Consider the following 19,911-nt stretch of genomic DNA (forward strand, 5'->3'; position numbering starts at 1 on the left):
TCCACGATCACGGGAAAGCCCCGATGTCCAGGACGCTGCCGTCGGCGTCCACGGTCCGCCATAGTTACTTCCGCACCCCTTGGACCTTGATGAACACCTCGTCCAAGTGCCATGTGTCGCCGGGCTGCGGGCGTCGCCGGCGCAGAGACCCGGCATAGGCCTGGCCGAACTTCAGACACCACCTCCGGATCGTCTCGAAGGAGACGACGACGCCGCGTTCCAGCATCAGCTCCTCGACCTCACGGAAGCTCAGCGGGAAGCGGAAGTACCGCCACACGCAGTGCGAGATCACCTCGACCGGGTACCGGTGGTTCGCGTACGACGGCACCGTGGACGACACGAACGGTTACCGGTATTCCACCGCCCACCAGGTCGTCATCGACGCGGACACCCGTCTCGTCGTGGTGATCGGCCGGCCGCTGCCGGGCAACCGCCACGACTCCCGCGGCTGAGAGGAATCCGGTGCCAAGGCCGCCGCCGGCAAGACCAACACGATCGCCGACGGCGGCTACCGGGGCACCGGACTGGTCATCCCGCACAGGAAGCGTAGGGGCCAGGCCAAACTCCCGGACTGGAAAGAGGAACCCAACCGGTCCCACCTCGCATCTCGACCGCCCACAGCCGAGGCCCACGCAGAGATCATTTACGGGACAGCCTTTAACCCCAATCACACCACCTGGAACGCAGATATGCCGCTTTGAGATGTGACTCCCGGTGAATTCAAGCACGACAGCAAATTCGACAACGGAGGCGTCTCGCTAATAACTTGGATGGCTTCGTGCCCTTGGAACTTGCCCGCGATGATGGTCCCCGTCGTGGTAATGATTTGCACACCGGCACTATTGGTCACAGTCGTGGACCACTCCCAGGTGCTGGTTTCTCCGTCACCCCATTGCATGGGCGCAGTGCCGCTGACTGCGCTCAGCGGATTTGCGCACGAAAGTGCGGCCGCTCCATCGAAATTCAATGTCAGCGTGAGACCATTGTCGCACGTATAGCTGTCGATTCCGCTGTAGTGAATATCCTGTGAAAACAACCGCAATCCCGGATTGTACGTGATGTGCTCAGTGCCACTGCATGACGGCGGAATACCATTACCGCTGCTGGCCTCAGCCGAAGAGCCACTAGCCATCAGGGCACAGACCCCGAGGGCGAGCCCTACTGCAAGCGATTTTCTGCCATGTCTACCCATAATGAAGCGTCCCTTTCGCTCTATTTTGACAAAACGCCGTGCGTTTTCCTGGTGTCGCCCCCCCCACGTGATCTTCGAGGGGCTGATATGGATAAATGAGCAACACGCGGAATCTAGCGCCTTAGATTCTCAAGGTGAGCCTCATCTCTCTCCGAAGCAAGGCATATCGCGTGATATAAAGCAGCAATCAGCGCACTTGGGGGGCGCACGCCGCCCGCTAAGTGCGCCCTACGTGCTACAGCCCCGGAGCGCCTACGCAGCGCCGGCCACTCATCAGGCACCCATCATGTCTTCGCGCGGCTCGTGTCCGACCGGATCGACGTCGACAGGTCGCGGGCCCTGGCGGCCGCCCGGGACGCCAAGGCGGTGCCGGGCCGCAAGACCGATGTCAACGATGCCGCCCGGCTGTGCCAGCCGACCGAGTGCGTGCTGCTGCTGGCCCCTTTCGTCCCGCCGGAGCCGGTCCGTCACCTGCGGGACCTCACCTGGCTGCGGACGTGCACCGTGCTGCAGCTGGAAAGGAGGTGGAGGACACCGGGATCAAGCTCTCCTGCATAGCCACTGACATCGTGACTCCTCCCCCTCCTAAACAAGGGGGCTTCTCGCTATGCCGGATGGGCTTGGCGACGGACCAGCCCGGCCCGTAGAACGTTCAGGGCGCCCACCGTGTCCGCGTGCGAGGGCGCAGCCGCTGACCAGCACGTAGACGATCGCGGCGAACAGCGTCTCGTCAGGCGTGTCCTGCGTTCCGCCGCCCTGCGGCCGCACCACAAGACGCTGGACGAGTATGACTCTTCGTTCCAGCCGGACTCGACCCGCGCAAGGTCAAGGACCTCGCCACCCTGTCCTTCGTCGAGGCCAAGGCCAACGCGGCCCTGCTCGGGCCGCCCGGGGTCGGCAAAACCCACATTGCGATCGCTCTGGCGGTCGCGGCCTGCCGGGCTGGCTACTCGATCTACTTCACCAGCCTCGACGACATGGTCCGCAACCTCAAAGCCTCTGAAGCGGCAGGACGGCTGACCAGCAAATGGGGCCCGGCGCGTCGTCCGCCGAGAGGGCGGCGGGAGCATCGGCCCGGCCACAGCAGTCCGGTCTCCGCAACCGCGTGGCCAAGCTAGCGCCTGTTCCGCCTCACCGAAGACCGACAGGCCACCACCCGCGGCCAACCCCGCCCACCTCAAGGGCATCCGCGGCCGCAAGACCGATCCGAACGACGCGGCGTTCCTGGCCCGCGCCGGCGCGTCCGGGATGGTGATGGCCTCCTTCGTCCCTGAGCGGGCAGTCCGAGAGCTGCGTGACCTGACCCGCCGGCGCACCGAGATCGTCCGGGCCGCGGGGTGGGAAGCCCAAGCGACAGGAAAGCCCCCGCCTCGCGGTGTAGGGGGATGCGGGTCGGCGCACGAGTGGCTCGGGCGAGCGGGCCCGAGCCACTCCTGTCCTCACCGGCCGAGAATCCGGCCGCCTGGCCGGCTCCCGGTCGCTATTGCCAGCCCTGGATCACCTTGTCGGGCGCGGTGCTCCAGCTCTTGGGCACGAAGGTGACCATGTAGGCCCCGCGGTCGAAGTCCGTGTATCCGGAGGCCCAGTTCTGGAACCTGCTCTCGTACACATCCATGGGCCCCATGTCACCGTTGGGCGAGTGGTAGTGGTTGGCGTGGGTCCAGATGGTCTTGTCCGCGGCGGCTTCCTTCTGGTCGCCGAACCATCCGTAGTCGAAGTTGATGTAGGTTTCGCCGGGCTCGGCGGGGCTGCGCGAGGTGTTCCTGTCCTTCGACATGTCGACGAGACCAGTGGCCTGGCTGGGGCGGAAGCCGTCGGGGTCGCCGTACTTCCTCTTGTCAGAGGAAGTACGCGGGTCCTGCGCGCTCCAGAAGTGCTTCGAGTAGATGACCGCCTTCATTTTGGAGGGGTCGTTGTTGCCCCCGGCACTGTCCCTGAACGACGGTGTGTTCCTCAGCGCCGTGTAGAAGTTCGAGCGACCGTCCTCGTTGAGCAGAGCGTCGTTGCTCTTGGAGAGCTCCGCCTTGAGCTTGGTGAGGTAGGCCCCCTCGTCGCGGGAGCCTTCCAGGGCCTTGTTCATGGTGGCTGCTACATCGCGAGCCCGCTTGAAGCCCTTCTCTTCATCGAAGCTCCGTTTGGCTACACGCCCTTCGAATTCTGCCTGCGTTTCACCCGGGCGGGGGCTGGTGTTCTTTAGGGTTTCCTTGTATTTTTTATCGTCGAAGTACGAGAAACCCAGCTTGTTCGTCGGATAAGTTCCAGAATTCACCCAGGTGACGCCGACGCAGCCGTAAGCCAGCCGTTCCCGCTGCTCTTCGGTCATCTGCTGTAACCAGCCGTCGCGCTGACTGTAGACCTGCTGCCACTTGCGTATGTAGTTCCCGACCGGTGTCGAGGCCCTGCCTCCGTAGGCCCGGTATGCATCGGGCATCTTGTCCAGCGGCTCGGCCGGTGGGGTCTCAATGTCGTCGGCCAGCGCGGCAGCCCTGAAGGAGTCGGCAGCGCTCGGCGACGCCCATCCGGAGGGCGATCCGGGCTGCCCCAGGTTCAAAGCCTTCACGTTCAATTCATTGATGCGCCTGATGTCGTCGGCGGTCAGGCCGTGGTTTTCGGCGTAGGACCCTGACTTCTCCACGGTCGAACCGTCGGCGGCGTGGCTGGCCGATGGTATGAAGCCAGCGGTACACATCACCATGCCCACAACGATGGGGGAGAGGTATTTCGGGCGTTTGTACATGAAGATCAAAAACTCCAATACGATGAATTGAAGGGGGAGCCCGCGAGAAGCCGCGTAGCAAACACAGTGCAGAGAGAGCGCGCAGCGTCGATGCCCAACAGAGGAGGGCGTCAAGGCTGTGCAGTGCGGCAGTGACGTGCTGGCCGTGCCGGTCGCCGCTCGGATGACCCTGGTCGCGGCCCGGGACCGGAAACACGAGCAGGAGTGACACCCCCGAGGCGGTGACTCTTGCCGACCCTGCCGAACTGCGCAGAGTCAACGACCTTGTGCGAGCAGGATGTTGCACAGCAGAGGTGTAAGGCTTCACTGCGCTGAACAACAGCCGATTCAGAACATCCACCCAGTCTGACGTCGTCCGACGGTGTCAGACCCGGTCTCTCCTCCGCGGCGCCCGCCGAGCCCTCGGCGCAGAGCCCGTCGGCCTCCCGACTCCGCCCCGCAGAAGGGAGTTACGCATCACTTCTCAGCCCCCCGAATGGGTAGTCGGGTTGTACGAGAAAGGATCATGGCTCCCCTGCCGGCGCCTCGACAACACCCCGGCCACAGATCCGGCCACGCCGTCAGACAGGGTGTGAACCGGTCATCGACCCGGGCCCGTTGGATCCGCGTATGCGACGCCGTGACCTTCCCCCAACCCCTGCGCCACGATCTGTAGTGAGGCCGGTACCGAGGCCCAGAACGCAGGGGCGGAGCCGATCGCCGGCGGCGCTCAAGCGGGGCTTGGGGCACGACCGAAGAAGCCACTGTCCCAGAGGGAACCATCGGATCTCCGCCACTCTCCGCAGTGGCCGCTCGACTGCCCCATCGGACCATGAGGGCTACCGCGCCCTCTTCCCTCACCGGGAAACGGCCGATAGTGCCTCATCAGCCTCCATCGGGACGCCGACCGCAGGTGTGGGGTGGGGCTGGTTCGAGGAGTTCTTCGCCTCGATGCCTTGGGGTTCGGCCGGGTTGACCGGCGGCGGGAAGGGAAGGGTGGGTCGAGGGGGTGCGGACCGCGCCGCCGTCGATCGCCTGTGAGGCATACGTTCGGAGTTGAGGAGCTCCATCGGTGCGGAGGGCGCACAGGCTGAACGCTAAGGGCGTGCAGATCTTTAACTCGTAGCTTTCCACTCGGTGGTTCGTTGGTCTGGCATGAGCGGGTTGAAAGGGCAACGGGCCGTGCTGGCAGCCAAGTTCGCGGTGATTTTGCCGCATCTGGATGAGCGGCAGCGTCGCCTGCTGATAGGGGCGGAGGCCCAGTCTCTCGGCCATGGCGGGATCCGAGCGGTCGCTCGTGCCGCCAGTGTCCGTGAGGCCACGGTGTCTGCCGGAGTACGGGAACTCGGCTCCGGAGAGGCCCCCTTGGGACGCGTCCGCCGGCCCGGTGCCGGACGCAAACGCGTCGCCGAGCGGAACCCGGCTGTTCGGGAGGCACTTCTTGCGCTGGTCGAGCCCGACGTCCGCGGAGATCCCATGTCGCCGCTGCGCTGGACTACCAAATCCACGCGCAAGCTCGCTGAGCAGCTGACCCGACAGGGCCACAGGATCTCCGCGGACACGGTGGGCGACCTCCTGCGCGAGGAGGGCTTCAGCCTGCAGAGCAACGCCAAGACGCTGGAAGGCAAGCAGCACCCCGACCGGGACGCACAGTTCCAGTACCTCAACGAGCAGGCCCGCGGCCATCAGGACTGCGGGGCTCCTGTGATCAGCGTGGACACGAAGAAGAAGGAACTGGTCGGCCCATTCAAGAACAACGGCCGTGAGTGGGAGCCGAGAGGCGAGCCGGTGCGAGTCGACACCCACGACTTCCCCGACCGCGAGCTGGGCAGAGCAGTGCCCTACGGCATCTACGACGTCGCCGCGAACACCGGCTGGGTCAACGTGGGCACCGACCACGACACCGCCGCGTTCGCCGTCGAATCGATCCGCCGTTGGTGGAACGCCACCGGACGGGCCACCTACCCGACGGCCGGCCGACTGCTGATCACCGCCGACGCGGGCGGCTCCAACGGCTATCGCACCCGCACCTGGAAGACCGAACTTGCCAGGTTTGCTGCCGAGGCCGGCATGACGGTCACCGTCTGCCACCTGCCTCCCGGCACTTCCAAGTGGAACCGGATCGAGCACCGGCTGTTCTCCCACATCACCATGAACTGGCGTGGAAGGCCGCTGACCAGCCACGAAGTCATCGTCGAGAGCATCGCGGCGACCACGACCAAAACCGGCCTGACCGTGCACGCCGAACTCGACACCAACCCCTACCCCACCGGCATCCAGGTCAGCGACGACGAGATCGCCGCCCTGCCGATCACCCGGCACCGCTTCCACGGCGACTGGAACTACACCCTCCACCCCCAGCATCCGATGGACGCGGCGACGACCGAGAACACGTCAGTCCAGGCCCCGGCGAACAGACCGCCTCGCCTCACACGGTGTTCACTGCAGGACCCAGAACTGACCGGGATGACCCGCCAACAACTCAGCGAGCTCATCGCCACGCTGACTCCAGCGCTGGAACTTCAACGCGAGCAAGTGCTCCGAACACGTCGCGGTCACGAGCGTCTGATGGCCCCTGGCGCAGGTGCCAAAGCCAAGCTCACCCCAGCCGACCGGGTCCTGGCCACCGTGCTCCACCTGCGGAAACTCGCGACCATGGACCTACTCGGCCAACTCTTCGACGTCACCGCCATGACCATCAGCCGCGCGAAACAGGAGGTCCGACCACTCCTGGAAGCACACGGTCACCACATCACCCCCTCTACCGCCCGCCTTCGCACACCAGCCGACGTCGCAACGTTCCTCGCTCCCGACTCCACCCAGACCAAGGTCAAAACGACGAGTTAAAGATCTGCACGCCCTAACGCTAAACAACAGGTTCACAGATGTGATGCTGTTGGTGATCTTGCAGGGCTCCACGGACAGCATCCAGTTACGGGCTGTGCGGAGTGCCCGACTTGTAGCCGATGGGGGTGCTCCCGTGCCACCCCCGTCAGTAGCCTGGCTGACCGGATCATTGCGCGACCTTCGAATACTGCACACCGAAGATCACCGACATCAAACATGCACCGTGAGTGACGTCAGGCATGGCAGTGAAGCCGGACGAGGATTGTGCTGCCGGGAAGGTCCGCAAGGTACGCCTCGCTGCCCGGCCATACGGCGGGCTTCGGAGGGTCGTGAGGGCAAAGGTCAGGCTCGCAGGAGGCGTGGACGGCTTTGGTGCCGCCCTCCAACCACCAACCGTCCAACGTGAGCACGTCCGTATCCCGCGGGTTCGGCGAAGCAAGATCACGGATGTACGCGGCACGGCTTCCGTCGTAGCTGATGACAGGGCGCTCCTGGGGATCGTGAGGGCCCAAGAAGCCCAGATGCCCCATGTCGAGACTGAAGGGATGGTCGAGGTAGGCTCCAATCAGCGGCTGGGCCCGGTAAGCGGCGAGCATCTCGTCTCCCCACCGGTCACCGGGGAATGCGTCCGGATCGTTCCGCCAACGGTCCACGAAGACCGCGAGAGGAATCGCCGGAGGGTGTACGGCGGACAGCCTGTGCCACAGGTCCCAGGACGCGGCGACCGCACGCTCGGAGACAAGGTGCGGCTGCGAGAAATCGAGCAGGGCACGCGGTCCTCCGGCGCAGACGCCCGGAGCGCTGGGGCGGGGCGCGCCGTCGTATCTGGGGTCGTCGTGGATGAGCCTCGGATCGTTCATGTGTCCGGGGGCAACGGCGAAACCCATGCCATTACTCCCGCCCTGGATGCAGTATTTATCCCACATGCCGCGGCCGATTGGATTGTCTTCCGTGTCCAGGTAGAAAGGCGCGAGGGCCTCTGCAAGCGCCCTTTCGATGTCGTCCGCGGCCTCGGCCGGCAGACAGACCGCCACCCATACGCCAGCCATCCACCCCTCCTTGCCATGTCGGCGAACAGCATGGTCGCACGCGTGCGGAGACGCGCCACAGGCCAGGTCGGCTGGAGTGCGATCGCCCCTCGGACCGTGCCGCCGATCGACGGCTGAGTCGGGTCTGGGCCTGTTCGGGCGGTCAGGCAGCTCAAGTGCCCGTTGGACGACGAGCCGGCGGTCGGCTGGCCGACGCCGTAGTTCGGCTCCCGGGTGGTGCCGCTACGGCCCGGTCCCAACCCTGGGATGGTCCGCGAACCGCCCGACGGGGGCCGGCAAACCCGGCAGCCCACCGCGCCAGGAGCGGCCGGGCGGCTCAGCGAACCCCGGCGCGCCATGCTGGGAACCGTCCGCTCCCGGATCTAGCCTCGGATCATGGCTGACACTTTCGAGCACGCCCCGCACATCTGGACCGCGGGACGCCTGCGTACCGCGCTCACCGAAGTCGCCGACGACACCCCCATCCACATCGGCGTCGCCGACGAACCGGGCAACTTCGACGGGTACGGCGAATTCATCCTCGTCAACGCCGAACCCGTAGAACTGGACAGCGAGGACAGCAGCGTCCCGCCACAGGTCCAGTTCACGCTGTTCGCCGACGCCAAAGCAGGCGTCTACTACCTCGACATGGACTGAACCCGACACAGCCGGGACCAATCGAGTGGAGCGGCGGAAAGCCGCCACCCTGGAGCCCGGATCCCGGCGAGCAGTGAACGCAGTGCTGGCCTCCCCACCTGCGTCGAGTCCACCCAGGTGGACTCGACGCAGGGATGCCGTGGGGTGCGGTTGACGGCGGCGAACTCGGCCGAATCATCGTCCGCGTGGACGCTCCCGGCGCTGAGCTGGGCTGGGTGGGCCTACTCGATGTAGAGGCTCAGGCCGTGCCCGATGGCGGTCCGGCCGGGGAGGACCGGGTGTGTCACCCGGCCGTCGCAGTTCGGTCCGGACCACACCCAGGCCGTACTGTCCGTGTAGTTCATCACCTCCGACGGGGCGAAGTCCCCCAGCGGGAAACAGCCGCTCGGATCGCCGTGCGCCGCGCCGTCGATGAGCAGCACCCCCTGGGCCGCCTGGGCCGTACCGGGGGCTGCCAGTGCCAGAACCGCGGCCGCCGCACACGCCCCCACAACCTTCACCGCACGCCTTGCCACCCGCATAGCCCGTCACCTTCCGACCCGATCCACCAGCTGTCATTTCCGACCGTAGGCGTAGACGACGCGCCGTGCGCTCTGTGACACGGCATGTGCTGGTGAAAGAGGGGCGCATGGGGCGCATCCGCACTCAGACCCCGGTCGACACCGGGGACGCTCAAGGTGCCCAACCCGAAAGGGCGGCAGCCCCGGAACCGTTGATGGTCAGCCTGTCACTTCAGCCACTTGGTGTAGAGCTCGTCGAAGGTACCGTCCTTGTTTATCTCAGTGAGCCATGAGTTGGTTCGTGAAGTGAGGGGACTTCCTTTAGGAAGCATGTACACCTTCTCAGACCTGGTGAAAGGCCTGTCTGGGTTCACGGCTGTCAGTTCGGGGTGGGTTTTGGCTTGGTACCTCCCTTCCAGAGCATCCGTGATCATCACATCCGCATGTCCCGACTTGATCTCGTCGAAAATGGTCACATTGTCCGGCCAGGTGATGACGGTCGCGTGCGGGAGGTGGTCCTTTACGAACTGCTCATTGGTACCGCCAGGGTTCACGATGACGCGGACGTCCTTCCGGTCGATCTGGTCGAGCGTCTGATACTTACTCTCCTCACCCGACCTGACGACCGGGGCCTTGCCGTCGAAAAGATACGCGGCGGTCAGGTCGGCCTTCTCCCGTCGGGCGGCCGTTGCAGACACGCCGCCCATGGTGATGTCGCACTTCCCCGGGGTGAGCAGATCCTGCATCAGAGTCGGCCAACTCGTCTGCACGAATTGGGCCTTGCGTCCCAGGTGCTCGGATAGGCTCCTGGCCATGTCGATGTCGAAGCCGCTGTACTCCCCGCTTCGCTTGTCTCGGTAGGTCAGGGGCATGTAATCACCTGTGGTGCAGACTTTCAGCTGCGATTGCGGATCTTCGGCTTGTGAACTATGTGCGGGCGCCGCCGCGCCAACCGTGCCGGCGACGGCCAGAACGGACGAGACGACAACCGAACGGGACAGAAATTTGAGGGCAGCCATGGGGCGGACACTCCTTACGTAGGGGTGAATTGGACATTTAACCTAAAGGATCGGCCATGGCAGCGTCACTGGCCGTCCACGAGACTGAGGCCGGGTCGAAGGCGGTGGGTAGGACGTGGAGGCGGTCGGTGGTGAAGCCGTCGTAGGCCTCGGCCTTGCGGGCCCGGGTGACCTGTTCCCGCGCGAGGTCGGAGAGGTAGCGCAGGAGCACGATGGTGCGCACGGCGCGGGCGAGTTCCTTGAACGCGCGGTAGATCCCGGTTCCTGCGCGAGAGGTTGTTCCGGATCCGTGGCAGCAGATCGATGCCGGGCATGTCGGCGAGTCCGAGCATTGGGAACAACCTGCCCTGCGCGTCCGCGTGGACTGGGCCGGGCTTGCCACTGGATTCGTTGGTGAGGAGTGAGTCGATCAGGTGGACGGCTTCCCAGACATCGCAGGGCACACATCCTGCGAAGTGCGCGATGCAGGTGTCGGCGACAGGGCTATGGGCGATCCCGCCGTATCCGTCGTACCGGATAAACGTGGCGGCGAGAAGATTGTCGATGACGGTGTCCATCATCGTGCCATCCACCGCCGCCACGGAACCGTCGCCCCAGACAGTGACGACGTCCAGCAGCATGGAGGCGTCGATGACACCCGCACGGGTACGGCTCAGGTACCTCGGGGTGAAGTGCCGCTTGACGATCGCCCCGAACTCGTGTGCCGAGACCGCGCCGCGCATGTGAACCGCGGCCTGGTCGACGAGTTCGAACAGGGTCGGCCGGTCCACCCGTAAGAAGCGTTCCGCCAGCGGGATCCAGTTGTTCCCGCGATGCGCGGCCAGAGCCTCGATGCCGGCGAGGTGGGCATCGAACAGATCCACCAGCTCGATCACCTCTCGCGCCCTCTTCTGCCGAGGCCGTCGTCGCAGGACTCCGCCCCAACGGTGCCATCATGGCCGTCTCCGGCAGGGTCGCGCAGCGCGGCCAGGACACCGCGATAGGCAATGATCAGCTGCTCGGTCATCCCTTTTGCAGCTTGCCGCTTGCCGGTCTCCGCCAACTCCACCCCTGCCCGCTTCAGATGTTGCGCCATCCGCGTGCACAGCGTCGTCACGAACTCATCCCGGGCCCGAGTGCGCACCTCCACGAGTGGGCAGACGAGCATGGCGGTCCGCTTCAGCTCCGCTAGATCCTTCATCTTCTCGCCGACCGACAACACCCGCGCCTGCGCAGCCAGCGACGCAAACCTCGACAGCGGTACTTTGCCCACCCACCAGCCGGCATCGCCCAGCCCCGCGAGGCGCTCCATGCGCAGGGCGTGCTCAGATAAACGCAACCGCGTCGCCCGCCGTCCCGGCTCCTTCGGTACATCGGCCGCGTTGCGCTGCTTCCCGTCGGCGACCTCCTTGAGACTCCTCATCCGGGCCGGGGCCGCCTCGCCCATCCGGAAACGATGCCCGCGCATCTCCCCGTTCACCCGGGTGCCGATCTTCGCGGCCAGCCGGTCCAGAGTGGAGGATCCCGACAACTCCAGGCCAGCCTGTACACGTGCCCGCACCGTGAGTGGCACATCTCCAGCAGCGGGAAAAATCCCAGCCGTGCGCAGCCCTGAACCCACGCAGTCCCGTCCGAATTCAAGGTGTAGAAGTCCGCGAGCTCGCGTTCCGACGCCAACCGCTAGAACCGCAGGTGCGCGGTTCCGCTCCATTGACGCCACACCCATCTCCTCCCGACCAGCCATCCTTCAACCGCAAAGAGCCAATCAAGAAACTGACCGACGCCGACAGGGCCAAACGTCCCGAGCCGCCTCGAAGTTCTCGGACAGGGGTCCCCGATCGGATCGAAGTCCGGAAAGGCGGAGAGAGCACGTGGCACCAAAGCGTGGGAAGTTCAGTCCCGAATTCAGGGACGAGGCAGTGAAGATGGTGGTCGTGGAGTCCCGGCCGATAGCCTAGGTCGCACGAGAAGTCCAGGTGAACGAGGGAACTCTGGGTACCTGGGTCAGCCGGTACAGGCAGGAGCATGCCGACGAGGAAGCGCGCTATCGGCGTGTCCACGCCGCCTGACGAGGATGAACGTGCGGGCCGCGCCGGAGCTGGTCCGCGCCCTAATGCGCGAGCTGAGCCTGGTGCCGTACCGGCCACGGCCCTGGCGGCTGACCACGGTCACCGACAACACGGCACCGTCCACAGCCGACCTGATGACCCGCGACTTCACTGCAGATGCACCCGGCCGCAAACTGGTCAACGAAATCACGTACATCCACACCTGGGCCGGGGGTTCATCTATCTCGCGACGGTTATTGACTGCCACACCAGGGCTGTGATCGGCTGGGCGATGGCCGACCACATGAAATACCTCGCTCATATCGGACGCGGTCGATATAGCGGCACGGAACACCCGCCTCGCCGACGGCTGCATGTTTTTCACTCGGATCGCGGCAGTCAATACACTTCTCGGGAACTCCGGTGGAAACTTGGTTCGTTGGGACTCAGGGCATCAGTCGGCCGTACCGGGGTCTTCCGGGACAATGCTATGGCCGAATCGTTCTTCGTCGCCCTGAAGAACGAGCTCGCGCACCGAACCTCCCTCCCCACACGCGCACATGCTCACCGGGCGATCGTCCGATACATCGAGATGTTCTACAGACCACGGACCAGAGGCGGTCGTCACGGGCCGACGTGGATGTGAGCCGCCCACAGTGATGGCGTCCGGGGAAAGCGATCCCGCTGGGTCCGGATCGCGCTATTCAACGCCTGCGCGGCCGCCGTGAAATCGATCCCGTCGGGGCGGGCGGCGCGCAACCTGGTGTAGAAGTCCTCGGCGATCTCGGTGGAGACCTCGTCGTCGATGGCCCACAGCGTGCCGACTACGTGGGAGTAGCCGGCCACTTGGAAGGCCGAGGTCAGATGGATCGCCTCGTCGAGCAGTCCGGTGGCGGTGTTCAGCGCCGTCTCGCAGGCGGACAGGTAGGCGAGTCGCGCCTGGCGGAGGTCGATCGGCGCCAAGGCGGCGACGGTGAAGGGGAACTGCTGGTGGTCGTGCAGGATCAGCCGGCTCCGGGATGGGTCGGCGGGGTCGTTCGCACCGTGGCAGGCGAAGTGCGCGATCGCGTGTCGGGACAACTCTTCCAGGACCCGGTCTCGGGTCGGGGCGGTGTCCGTGGACCCGGTCAGCACTACCGGGTCCGGCAGTCGCGAGGTCAGCATCTTGACCTCGGCGGGAACGTGGGCGAGCGGCGCGAGTCCGGGCAGTCCCGGCGTGGTCGGCATGGAGACGATCAGCGAGCTCTGACGGTCGGGCGGCGTCATCTGGCGCTTGCGGGTGTGGCTCAGGGCCCGGATCGTCGGTGTGTAGGAGAAGACGACACGGTCCATGATCGACTGCCCGTCACGGACGCCCCGCTCGTCGTAGCGGCCGGCGGCGTGCAGCGGCAGCAGACTCAGCAGCCCGCCGGGGGCCCACGACATACGAGGGAGCGCGGAGCCGTCCGGGGAGGCCGCGCGGTATCCCAGTTCGTTGAGGACTGGTTCGGCGACGGTCTCCCACAGCCATTCCAGCGTCCCGGTCAGCACAGTCTGGGCGGCCGCCCGGTCCTGATCGGGATCGGTGGTCGCCTTCAGTGCCGCGTGGAAGGCTTCGATCCGGGCGGTGAGCGTCCCGGGGTTCAGGCCGGGGAGCGGAAGGGCCGCGACGCCGGCGGTGGTGAGCAGGAGTGCGTCGCTGCGGCGCTCTGCGACATTGATGGTGACCACGGGGCCGTGGGCGGCTTCGGGCAGGAGCTCCTCGAGGCCGGGCGGTAGTCCAAACGAGGTGAAACCGTTCTGCGCGCGGATCTCGGCGAGAGTGGCGGCCATTTCACGGGCCAGGTCGACCCGATCGTCGTTGGATCCCTCCCCACCGGGCAGGAGGGCGGACAACGGATCGGCGCCCTGGCTTCTTTCGAGTGCTTCCCGCAGTGAGGTGAACCGGGTGGCGAGGTCGCGGGGCAGGCCGTCCAGACTGCCGCGGCCGTCGAGGAGTTGCCCGATCATGATCGTGCGCCCACTCTCCAGCAGGGACAGGGCGCGCTGGGCACGCCGGTCCGGCTGGGCCGAGGTGTCGTCCAGCGCCAGGGCCGCGGCATCTCCGGCCAGTCCGGCGACGGCGACGAGCGCGTACTGCTGGTCGGAGCGTACGAGGCGGCGCGGTGCGACCTCGGGCAGCAGACGCACGGCCTGTTCCAGGATGTCGGCTGCCCGGGACGGATCGATCAGGGCGAGCAACCTGGCCGCACTGCCGGCGAACTTGATTCGGTGGTGCGGCGGGGCGGTCGGGGCCGCCACCGCGGCGGCGAACGAGTCCGCGGCTTGGAACGCGTCGTCGAGATCGCCGGACAGTTTGTACCGGGCCACCAGCGCGAGACCCAGATTCTGGTGGTTCGTCGCCCATGCCGCGTCGCTTTCGACGGTGGCCTCCAGGACCCTGGCCGAGACGCGGACCGCCTCGTCGCCGTCCGCGATGTCGCCGTCGGCTTCGCAGCGGTGGCGCAGCGCCGTTCCGAGGACCGACAGCCGGGTGGTCCACTCGCGGTGGTTTTCGGGGGTGGCGGCGACCGAACGCCGGCCGGCCTTGACGGCCTCGTCAAGGCCCGCGGAGGCCGTGGTCCCCGCGAAGCGGTTCTGGAGTGCGAGGCTGAGGTTCGACAACCGTGCGGCAAGATCGGGGTTGCCGTCCCCGGTGAGGGCGACGGCTCGGCGGCCGAGCCGGATCGCATCGTCCAAGTCCGCCGAGTCGGCGGTGTGGCCGTGACGGAGGATCAATATCGTGCACAGGTTCGACAGATATCCGGGCATGTCCTCCTCGTCCGGGTGAGCGGTCTCGATCGTCCGCCGACCCGTCTCAACGGCTTCGTCCAGATCGCCGATGGCACGCGCGAAGCCGTACCTGTCGCGCAACGCGGTCGCGAGCGTGGACAGTGCCCCGGCCATGGCCGTGCCAGGACTGAGCGCGACCGCCTCGCGGCCCAGGCGGACAGCCTCGTCCACGTCCTCGATACCGCCCCCCAACCTGCTCCGGATCTGCAGCATCGTGCTGAGACTGATCAAGCAGAGCGCCCTCATGGAGTCGTCCGCTTCCAGTGCCTCGACGATGCCCGTCCACAGCCGGACTGCCACCTCCACAGACAACTTGTCGGGCGCGAGCAGGGTGCGGCGGTGGTGTGCAAGCGCGCTCGGCACCGCCATGAAGGCGATGGTCGTCGCCAGAGGATCCGGAATTACCCCGGAACCGTCGACGATGAAGTGGTGGAGGAGGAAGTCCCGCGCGAGTTCCAGATCCTCCTCGTCCTGACCCTCGGGAAGCCCCTGGGCGCGATACCAGTGGAACCACCCCAGGAGATACCGCGCCAGGCCTCGGTCGGGATGGGTGTCCAGGCTCGCCGCCAAGCGCCGGGCGTGTTTGAGCGCACCGCGCCCGAACACTGGGTCGACGCTCTCGGTCTCGGCGACCTCACTGATACAGGCCATGACCACTTCGAGTGATTCCACAGCTTCTCCAGTACTTCCCGCCCCGATGCGGCTCAGCATACGATCGCACCCGCCGCAGGGGTGGGTGGTTCGAGGAACAGACGGGACGGTGTGGGGGCAGTGGAACGGTCGACCGCAGAGATCGCTGACGCTGTGGAGTACGTGTGCCGGCATCAACTCCAGCTTCGCGAAGTCCTGACCTCCGGGCCGGGCTCGGACCCGCTCGACGCCGTCATCAGCGTGCTGCGGGCCGGCGGAGACCCGCGCCGGTCCTTGACCGACCTGCACCGGGCGCTGCGCATCGCCGGCGATGCCTTGGGCGTCTTCGGCCGATCGCGAGGCATCGCCGACCTGGCCGGCTCCGACCGGTACGCACGCCAGGAGCCGGTGCTCCTGTGCCCGCAGGGAACGCACTACCCCTGTGCCCGATTCGCCTTCCCCGCCTCGGGCATGACTCCGCGGTGCGAGGTCAGCGGCGAGCCCCTGCGCCGGGACGTGATCGGCTGATGCCGGAGTTCCTGGCCCGGCTGGGCGAACAGCTCGTCGAACGCTGGCTCACCCTGCTGGCTCTGCCGGGCGCCCTCTACCTGGCAGTCGCCCAGGCTGCCCACATCCTCGGTCAAGCCCACACGTTCGACCTCGCTCGACTGACCCACCAACTCACCGCCTGGGCCGGCGCTCCGGCGATCCGCTCGTTCGGCGGGCAGGTCGTCCTGCTCGCGGGAGCACTCGCGGCCTCAGCCGCCGTCGGCATCACCGCCCGCACGCTGGGCGCCGGCATCGAACGCCTCGTGCTCGCCGCGGACTGGGACACCTGGCCCAATCCGCTGCGATACTTCGCCGGCACCCAAGTGGCCGCTCGACGCCGACGTTGGGACGCTGCCCGGCAAGTCCTCGACGGGCACCGAAGGGCGGCCGCCCGTGCGGCGGCACTGCGAAGGCCGTACGACCCCGAAGCCCTCCACGAGGCGCGCCGCTCCCTGGAGCAGATCGCGCTGGAACGTCCCTCCCGGCCAACGTGGGTGGGCGACCGGGTCCGTGCCACCACCACCCGCGTCCGCCGCGACCACCACATGGACCTCGCTGTCCTGTGGCCCCATCTGTGGCTCACCCTCCCCGACGCCGACCGTGCCGAGCTGTCCAGCACCCGCCGGGAACTCACCGCCTCCACCGCCCTGGCCGCGTGGTCCCTCCTGTACGCACCGCTGGCCGCCATCTGGTGGCCTGCGGCAGGTATCAGCCTCCTGCTCGTCCTGACCGCTCGGGGCCGGGCGCGCGCCGCCGCGGAAGACTACGCCCAACTCATCGAAGCGACGGTCCGGCTCCGCACCATGGAACTGCTCAGGTCCCTGGGAATAGAGCACAGCGGACCACTGTCACAAGATGTCGGCGGCACACTCAACGACCTACTAGAGTCGAACCTCCCGGTATTGGACCCTGACCTCGATGTTTCACCGTGAGGTCTGGGTGTTTCCAGTGAACCGGTGAAATTGTCAGCGGCCATGAAATGCCGGCTCGGGCGCGGGTTCCGTGAAAGCTGTACACGGGCTGCCGTGGGCGGTGATCATGGCGGGTGCCTGTTGGTGATCTTTTGGCGGTCTTGGATTCCGGACGCCCGCATGGTCCTGGCGACACGTTTGTGCTTGACCGCCTCCCCACTGCCCTCACGGAGCTCGGCGCTGATCCGCGGGGCCCCGTAGGTGCTGTCCGATTCCCGGTGCACGGCCCGCATCCGGTCGGCGAGGCGGTCATCTGCCGCTTGCCGGCCTGCCCGCTCCGCGGCCGTCCGGCGCCAGTAGTAGAAGCCGGATCGGGCGACGCCCAGGATGTCGCACAGCCGCTTCACGCCGTGACGGCGCTGGTGGTCGACGACGAACTGGAAGCGGTTCACCAGCACGTCTCCCCCGGCGAAATACTTCGCCGCTTTCCGAAGAATCTCGCGTTCTTCCTCCAGCTCCCGGATCTTCTTCCGCAGAGCTGCGTTCTCCACCTCCAATGGCGCGGGCGGCTCGGTCGGCCCCTCGGCACGCCGCCCCCAGGCCGGCTCGCCCTAGCCGCCCGCACCCAGTTCCTCGCCACTGAAAACGTGACAGAGCCGTTCAGTCGGCCGGGCGAGGGTGAAACGGCAGAGCCCGACATATGAAGGTTATGGGAGGCCGCGGGTCGCCTGGTTGTGGCAACGCAACGGAAAGGGAGGTTGTCATGGCGAGTTCTGCACCAGGGCAGATTGAGACTGGAGTGGCACAGGCCCTCATTGTTCGCACCGATGGAGTGGCTGAAGGTGTGTGCATCGCGGACGCCTTGCGACCGGGGATTGAGGAGTGTCATGGAGGGTAGCGAGCGGATCATTTCTCTGCTCCGGGACATGGGCGTGACTTGTTATGCGGGGGTCACTGGGGGCAGCATTGTCAATCTCACGACGAAGCTCGAACCGTTCCGCGCCCAGGGAACGGAGCCTCATCTGTTCACGGTCAGTGAGTTCGTCGCCGGATTTCTACCGATCGGCCACTACTTGGCCACGGGTCAAGTTGCGGCTGTGCTCACCACAACCGGCGCTGCCACGAAGCTGGCCTCGTGCGGGATCAGCGACGCGAAGATGCACAACGTGCCTGCCGTGTACGTCGTGGGAATAAACTCGCTCAGCGCCAGCGGCCTTTCCCCGCTCCAGGACACGACGCCCGAGGGCATGGGCATCGTCGCCCAGCTCCGCGCCGAGCTCGGCGACGCGTGTCTGCTGATCGAAGACGTCCGCGACATCAACGACCGACTGGAGCAGGCGCGCGGATTTCTGGCTGTGTCGCGCCCCGTCGCCCTGGCCGTCACCCCGGAGGCCCTCACCGCGCAGGCAGCCGACGACCTGCCCCTGGCAGAAGTCGTCCGTGGGGACCCGCCGATGCCCGCTCCGGAGAGCCTGGCCCACGAGCTGCGGTCCCTGGTCGCGGGCCGCCGGGTCGTACTGTTCGTGGGCGAGGAAGCAGCGCGACACACCGGCGTTGCCGTGCTCACCGAACGCCTGGCGGCATGACTGGGGGCTGCCACGGTGTGGTCGCAGAACGGTGCTTCCGCGGTGTCCGCGAGCAGCCCGTACTCGTACGGCTGCGTCTCGTTCGGCGGTAATGACCGGGCGCTGGAACTGTGGCGTGACCTCGGCTCCGACGACGTCGTGATCGCGCTCGGGCTCGATCCAGGTGAGTACGTATTGGGCTTGGAGCCGGTCGGTGCGGGTGCGGTGATGCATTTCACCGGCTGGGAACGCCCTTACGGTAGCCGGGGTGGTGGGTTCGCCCACCGTTGCGCAGGGACCTACCGGCGCGTTCTTTGCCACCTCGGCGACATGCTTACGGCCTTGCTGCCGCACCTGGAGCGGCAGCCCTCGCCTTCACTGATTTCACCGTTTGCGCCGGACCAGCTGAACGATCTCCGGGCGCCTGAGCAGCGCGATCCGGACACGGTGGATCTTGCCGGGCTTCTACTCGCCCTTCACGACACCTGGCGGCCAGGCACTCTGGTGTTCGACGACGTGTGCCTGACCTATAAGGATCGCCAATTCGTTACCCAGCGACCCAGCCCGCACGCCCAGGTCTTCAGCGCCCACCAGCCATCCACCATGGGCAGCGCGTTCGGGCATGCCGTCGGTGCCCGGATCGCCGCCCCGGACCGGGACGTGTTCTGCTTCTCCGGCGACGGCTGCTTCCGGCTCTACGGCGGCACGCTGGCTGACGTCGCCGACCTGGGAGTCAACCTGTTCATCATCGATAACGGCGGCTTCGGAATCATCGAACAGGGCTACTCCCTGGTCGTACCGGATGTCCCTGTTGAGCGATACCACAGCGCGCTCCCTCGACTAGACTTCGTCACCACGGCCCGCGCGGCCGGCTGGCGTGCATGGCGACTGGCCCCCGACCTATCGAACCTCGACGCGATCCTGGCCGACTGTCGCGTCCCAGGCGGAACATCCGTGCTGGTTTCTGTCCCCGTTGACACAGCGCAACGACTCGGCCGCAACCCACGCGTCCAGTACTTCCGGTCGGTCATTGATCACCTTCCGGAGGGGAAACGGCATGTGTGAGGTCCGCTCCGACATTGATCCGCTGGAAGGGTTCCGCGGCTGGCTGGTCTACGACGGCACCAGCACTCCACTGGGGAGTAGCAGCCCGCCCTCGACGCTGATCCGGTCGCGGCCTCGAGGCGCGGCCGGCCCATCCGCGCCCGTATGCGGTCCGTCGGCACCCGGAGGCAGACACCGCGCCCGCGGCGTGCGGGTGGGAAGGCCGCCACAGTCACCGCGTACGCCCCGCGCCCTTGGACGGTGAAGCCTGCTGCCGGTCCGGGGCGCCGCGGGCCAGGGTGTTGTGGCATGGCGGAATGCTCCTGTTCGGCGGCAGCGGGACCGGCGCGAATCCGCCGGATTCCCGGACGGCCCGGCACCCATACCCCTCGCAAGATCACCAACAAAGTCACGG

Annotated in this window: 19 protein-coding genes and 4 pseudogenes; 12 read left to right on the forward strand and 11 right to left on the reverse strand. The window is 66.5% G+C overall.

Going from position 1 to position 19,911, the window contains the following annotated elements:
- Positions 1-67: 67 nt before the first annotated feature.
- Positions 68-340: pseudogene (locus AC3IYJ_RS00870) on the reverse strand (IS6 family transposase); the annotation flags it as partial.
- Here AC3IYJ_RS00870 and AC3IYJ_RS00875 point away from each other — a divergent pair.
- A pseudogene (locus AC3IYJ_RS00875) lies at positions 339-599 on the forward strand (transposase); the annotation flags it as partial. The pseudogenes AC3IYJ_RS00870 and AC3IYJ_RS00875 overlap by 2 nt on opposite strands.
- 68 nt (positions 600-667) lie before the next feature.
- On the opposite strand, the gene AC3IYJ_RS00880 reads toward AC3IYJ_RS00875, so the two are convergent.
- Positions 668-1,042, reverse strand: coding sequence for a hypothetical protein (locus tag AC3IYJ_RS00880; protein WP_489403078.1), 375 nt, complete (start codon positions 1,040-1,042; stop codon positions 668-670).
- A gap of 453 nt (positions 1,043-1,495) precedes the next feature.
- On the opposite strand from AC3IYJ_RS00880, the gene AC3IYJ_RS00885 reads away from it, so the two are divergent.
- Positions 1,496-1,750: a hypothetical protein gene (locus AC3IYJ_RS00885; protein ID WP_489399406.1), complete on the forward strand. Its 255-nt coding sequence runs from the start codon at positions 1,496-1,498 to the stop codon at positions 1,748-1,750.
- 123 nt (positions 1,751-1,873) lie between these two features.
- Here AC3IYJ_RS00885 and AC3IYJ_RS00890 read toward each other — a convergent pair.
- Positions 1,874-1,960 (reverse strand): annotated as a pseudogene (locus AC3IYJ_RS00890) (IS5/IS1182 family transposase); the annotation flags it as partial.
- Between AC3IYJ_RS00890 and AC3IYJ_RS00895 the strand changes: the two are divergent.
- Both AC3IYJ_RS00895 and AC3IYJ_RS00900 read left to right on the forward strand, forming a co-directional pair.
- Positions 1,934-2,241 (forward strand): annotated as a pseudogene (locus AC3IYJ_RS00895) (ATP-binding protein); the annotation flags it as partial. The pseudogenes AC3IYJ_RS00890 and AC3IYJ_RS00895 sit on opposite strands and share 27 nt — an antisense overlap.
- Positions 2,242-2,377: 136 nt before the next feature.
- Positions 2,378-2,734 carry an IS110 family transposase gene (locus tag AC3IYJ_RS00900; protein ID WP_489402647.1) on the forward strand — a complete coding sequence of 119 codons (357 nt, stop codon included), beginning with the start codon at positions 2,378-2,380 and terminating at the stop codon, positions 2,732-2,734.
- Here AC3IYJ_RS00900 and AC3IYJ_RS00905 read toward each other — a convergent pair.
- Positions 2,673-3,947: a protein-glutamine gamma-glutamyltransferase gene (locus tag AC3IYJ_RS00905; RefSeq protein WP_489399407.1), complete on the reverse strand. Its 1,275-nt coding sequence runs from the start codon at positions 3,945-3,947 to the stop codon at positions 2,673-2,675. The two genes, AC3IYJ_RS00900 and AC3IYJ_RS00905, sit on opposite strands and share 62 nt — an antisense overlap.
- Before the next feature lie 1,116 nt (positions 3,948-5,063).
- On the opposite strand from AC3IYJ_RS00905, the gene AC3IYJ_RS00910 reads away from it, so the two are divergent.
- The gene (locus AC3IYJ_RS00910; RefSeq protein ID WP_489399408.1) at positions 5,064-6,755 is read left to right on the forward strand and encodes an ISAzo13 family transposase; all 1,692 of its coding nucleotides are present in this window, start codon (positions 5,064-5,066) and stop codon (positions 6,753-6,755) included.
- A gap of 233 nt (positions 6,756-6,988) precedes the next feature.
- Here AC3IYJ_RS00910 and AC3IYJ_RS00915 read toward each other — a convergent pair whose 3' ends face one another.
- Entirely contained in the window at positions 6,989-7,804 is an 816-nt protein-coding gene (locus AC3IYJ_RS00915; protein WP_489399409.1) for a hypothetical protein, read from the reverse strand.
- A gap of 375 nt (positions 7,805-8,179) precedes the next feature.
- Between AC3IYJ_RS00915 and AC3IYJ_RS00920 the strand changes: the two genes are divergently transcribed.
- Positions 8,180-8,440 carry a DUF6225 family protein gene (locus AC3IYJ_RS00920; protein ID WP_489399410.1) on the forward strand — a complete coding sequence of 87 codons (261 nt, stop codon included), beginning with the start codon at positions 8,180-8,182 and terminating at the stop codon, positions 8,438-8,440.
- A gap of 221 nt (positions 8,441-8,661) precedes the next feature.
- Here AC3IYJ_RS00920 and AC3IYJ_RS00925 read toward each other — a convergent pair whose 3' ends face one another.
- The 4 genes from AC3IYJ_RS00925 to AC3IYJ_RS00940 all read right to left on the reverse strand — a co-directional run bounded on the left by AC3IYJ_RS00925 (position 8,662) and on the right by AC3IYJ_RS00940 (position 11,511).
- Positions 8,662-8,940, reverse strand: coding sequence for a hypothetical protein (locus AC3IYJ_RS00925; protein ID WP_489399411.1), 279 nt, complete (start codon positions 8,938-8,940; stop codon positions 8,662-8,664).
- A 227-nt stretch (positions 8,941-9,167) separates the two neighbouring features.
- Positions 9,168-9,959, reverse strand: coding sequence for a transporter substrate-binding domain-containing protein (locus AC3IYJ_RS00930; protein ID WP_489399412.1), 792 nt, complete (start codon positions 9,957-9,959; stop codon positions 9,168-9,170).
- A 65-nt stretch (positions 9,960-10,024) separates the two neighbouring features.
- Positions 10,025-10,834 (reverse strand): Tn3 family transposase, encoded by an 810-nt coding sequence (locus tag AC3IYJ_RS00935; RefSeq protein ID WP_489399413.1) that lies wholly within the window; start codon positions 10,832-10,834, stop codon positions 10,025-10,027.
- Positions 10,831-11,511 carry a hypothetical protein gene (locus AC3IYJ_RS00940; RefSeq protein ID WP_489399414.1) on the reverse strand — a complete coding sequence of 227 codons (681 nt, stop codon included), beginning with the start codon at positions 11,509-11,511 and terminating at the stop codon, positions 10,831-10,833. Before AC3IYJ_RS00940 ends, AC3IYJ_RS00935 begins: the two co-directional genes overlap by 4 nt.
- A gap of 501 nt (positions 11,512-12,012) precedes the next feature.
- On the opposite strand from AC3IYJ_RS00940, the gene AC3IYJ_RS00945 reads away from it, so the two are divergent.
- Positions 12,013-12,267, forward strand: coding sequence for a hypothetical protein (locus AC3IYJ_RS00945; protein WP_489399415.1), 255 nt, complete (start codon positions 12,013-12,015; stop codon positions 12,265-12,267).
- On the forward strand, positions 12,264-12,632 hold the full coding sequence (locus AC3IYJ_RS00950; RefSeq protein WP_489399416.1) for an IS3 family transposase: 369 nt from the start codon (positions 12,264-12,266) through the stop codon (positions 12,630-12,632). The genes AC3IYJ_RS00945 and AC3IYJ_RS00950 overlap by 4 nt, the downstream gene beginning before the upstream one ends.
- Here the strand turns inward: AC3IYJ_RS00950 and AC3IYJ_RS00955 are convergent.
- Entirely contained in the window at positions 12,611-15,469 is a 2,859-nt protein-coding gene (locus tag AC3IYJ_RS00955) for a CHAT domain-containing protein (RefSeq protein ID WP_489399417.1), read from the reverse strand. The two genes, AC3IYJ_RS00950 and AC3IYJ_RS00955, sit on opposite strands and share 22 nt — an antisense overlap.
- Before the next feature lie 99 nt (positions 15,470-15,568).
- Here AC3IYJ_RS00955 and AC3IYJ_RS00960 point away from each other — a divergent pair, with 99 nt between their 5' ends.
- Positions 15,569-15,955, forward strand: coding sequence for a hypothetical protein (locus AC3IYJ_RS00960; RefSeq protein WP_489399418.1), 387 nt, complete (start codon positions 15,569-15,571; stop codon positions 15,953-15,955).
- A complete protein-coding gene (locus AC3IYJ_RS00965) occupies positions 15,955-16,908 on the forward strand; it encodes a hypothetical protein (protein WP_489399419.1) in 954 nt (317 codons plus the stop codon). The genes AC3IYJ_RS00960 and AC3IYJ_RS00965 overlap by 1 nt, the downstream gene beginning before the upstream one ends.
- A gap of 104 nt (positions 16,909-17,012) precedes the next feature.
- Here the strand turns inward: AC3IYJ_RS00965 and AC3IYJ_RS00970 are convergent, their stop codons facing one another.
- Entirely contained in the window at positions 17,013-17,438 is a 426-nt protein-coding gene (locus tag AC3IYJ_RS00970; RefSeq protein ID WP_489399420.1) for an IS3 family transposase, read from the reverse strand.
- Between the two features lie 336 nt (positions 17,439-17,774).
- On the opposite strand from AC3IYJ_RS00970, the gene AC3IYJ_RS00975 reads away from it, so the two are divergent.
- On the forward strand, positions 17,775-18,473 hold the full coding sequence (locus AC3IYJ_RS00975; protein ID WP_489399421.1) for a thiamine pyrophosphate-binding protein: 699 nt from the start codon (positions 17,775-17,777) through the stop codon (positions 18,471-18,473).
- A gap of 42 nt (positions 18,474-18,515) precedes the next feature.
- On the forward strand, positions 18,516-19,517 hold the full coding sequence (locus AC3IYJ_RS00980; protein WP_489399422.1) for a thiamine pyrophosphate-dependent enzyme: 1,002 nt from the start codon (positions 18,516-18,518) through the stop codon (positions 19,515-19,517).
- Positions 19,518-19,911: the final 394 nt, after the last annotated feature.

This window comes from Streptomyces sp. GL_140, from assembly GCF_057834465.1.

Coding starts and splice junctions, on each gene's coding strand:
- AC3IYJ_RS00920 (WP_489399410.1), top strand. CDS start 8,180: ATGGCTGACACTTTCGAGCACGCCCCGCACATCTGGACCGCGGGACGC.
- AC3IYJ_RS00965 (WP_489399419.1), top strand. CDS start 15,955: ATGCCGGAGTTCCTGGCCCGGCTGGGCGAACAGCTCGTCGAACGCTGG.
- AC3IYJ_RS00915 (WP_489399409.1), bottom strand. CDS start 7,804: ATGGCTGGCGTATGGGTGGCGGTCTGTCTGCCGGCCGAGGCCGCGGAC.
- AC3IYJ_RS00910 (WP_489399408.1), top strand. CDS start 5,064: ATGAGCGGGTTGAAAGGGCAACGGGCCGTGCTGGCAGCCAAGTTCGCG.
- AC3IYJ_RS00930 (WP_489399412.1), bottom strand. CDS start 9,959: ATGGCTGCCCTCAAATTTCTGTCCCGTTCGGTTGTCGTCTCGTCCGTT.
- AC3IYJ_RS00975 (WP_489399421.1), top strand. CDS start 17,775: ATGGAGGGTAGCGAGCGGATCATTTCTCTGCTCCGGGACATGGGCGTG.
- AC3IYJ_RS00945 (WP_489399415.1), top strand. CDS start 12,013: ATGAACGTGCGGGCCGCGCCGGAGCTGGTCCGCGCCCTAATGCGCGAG.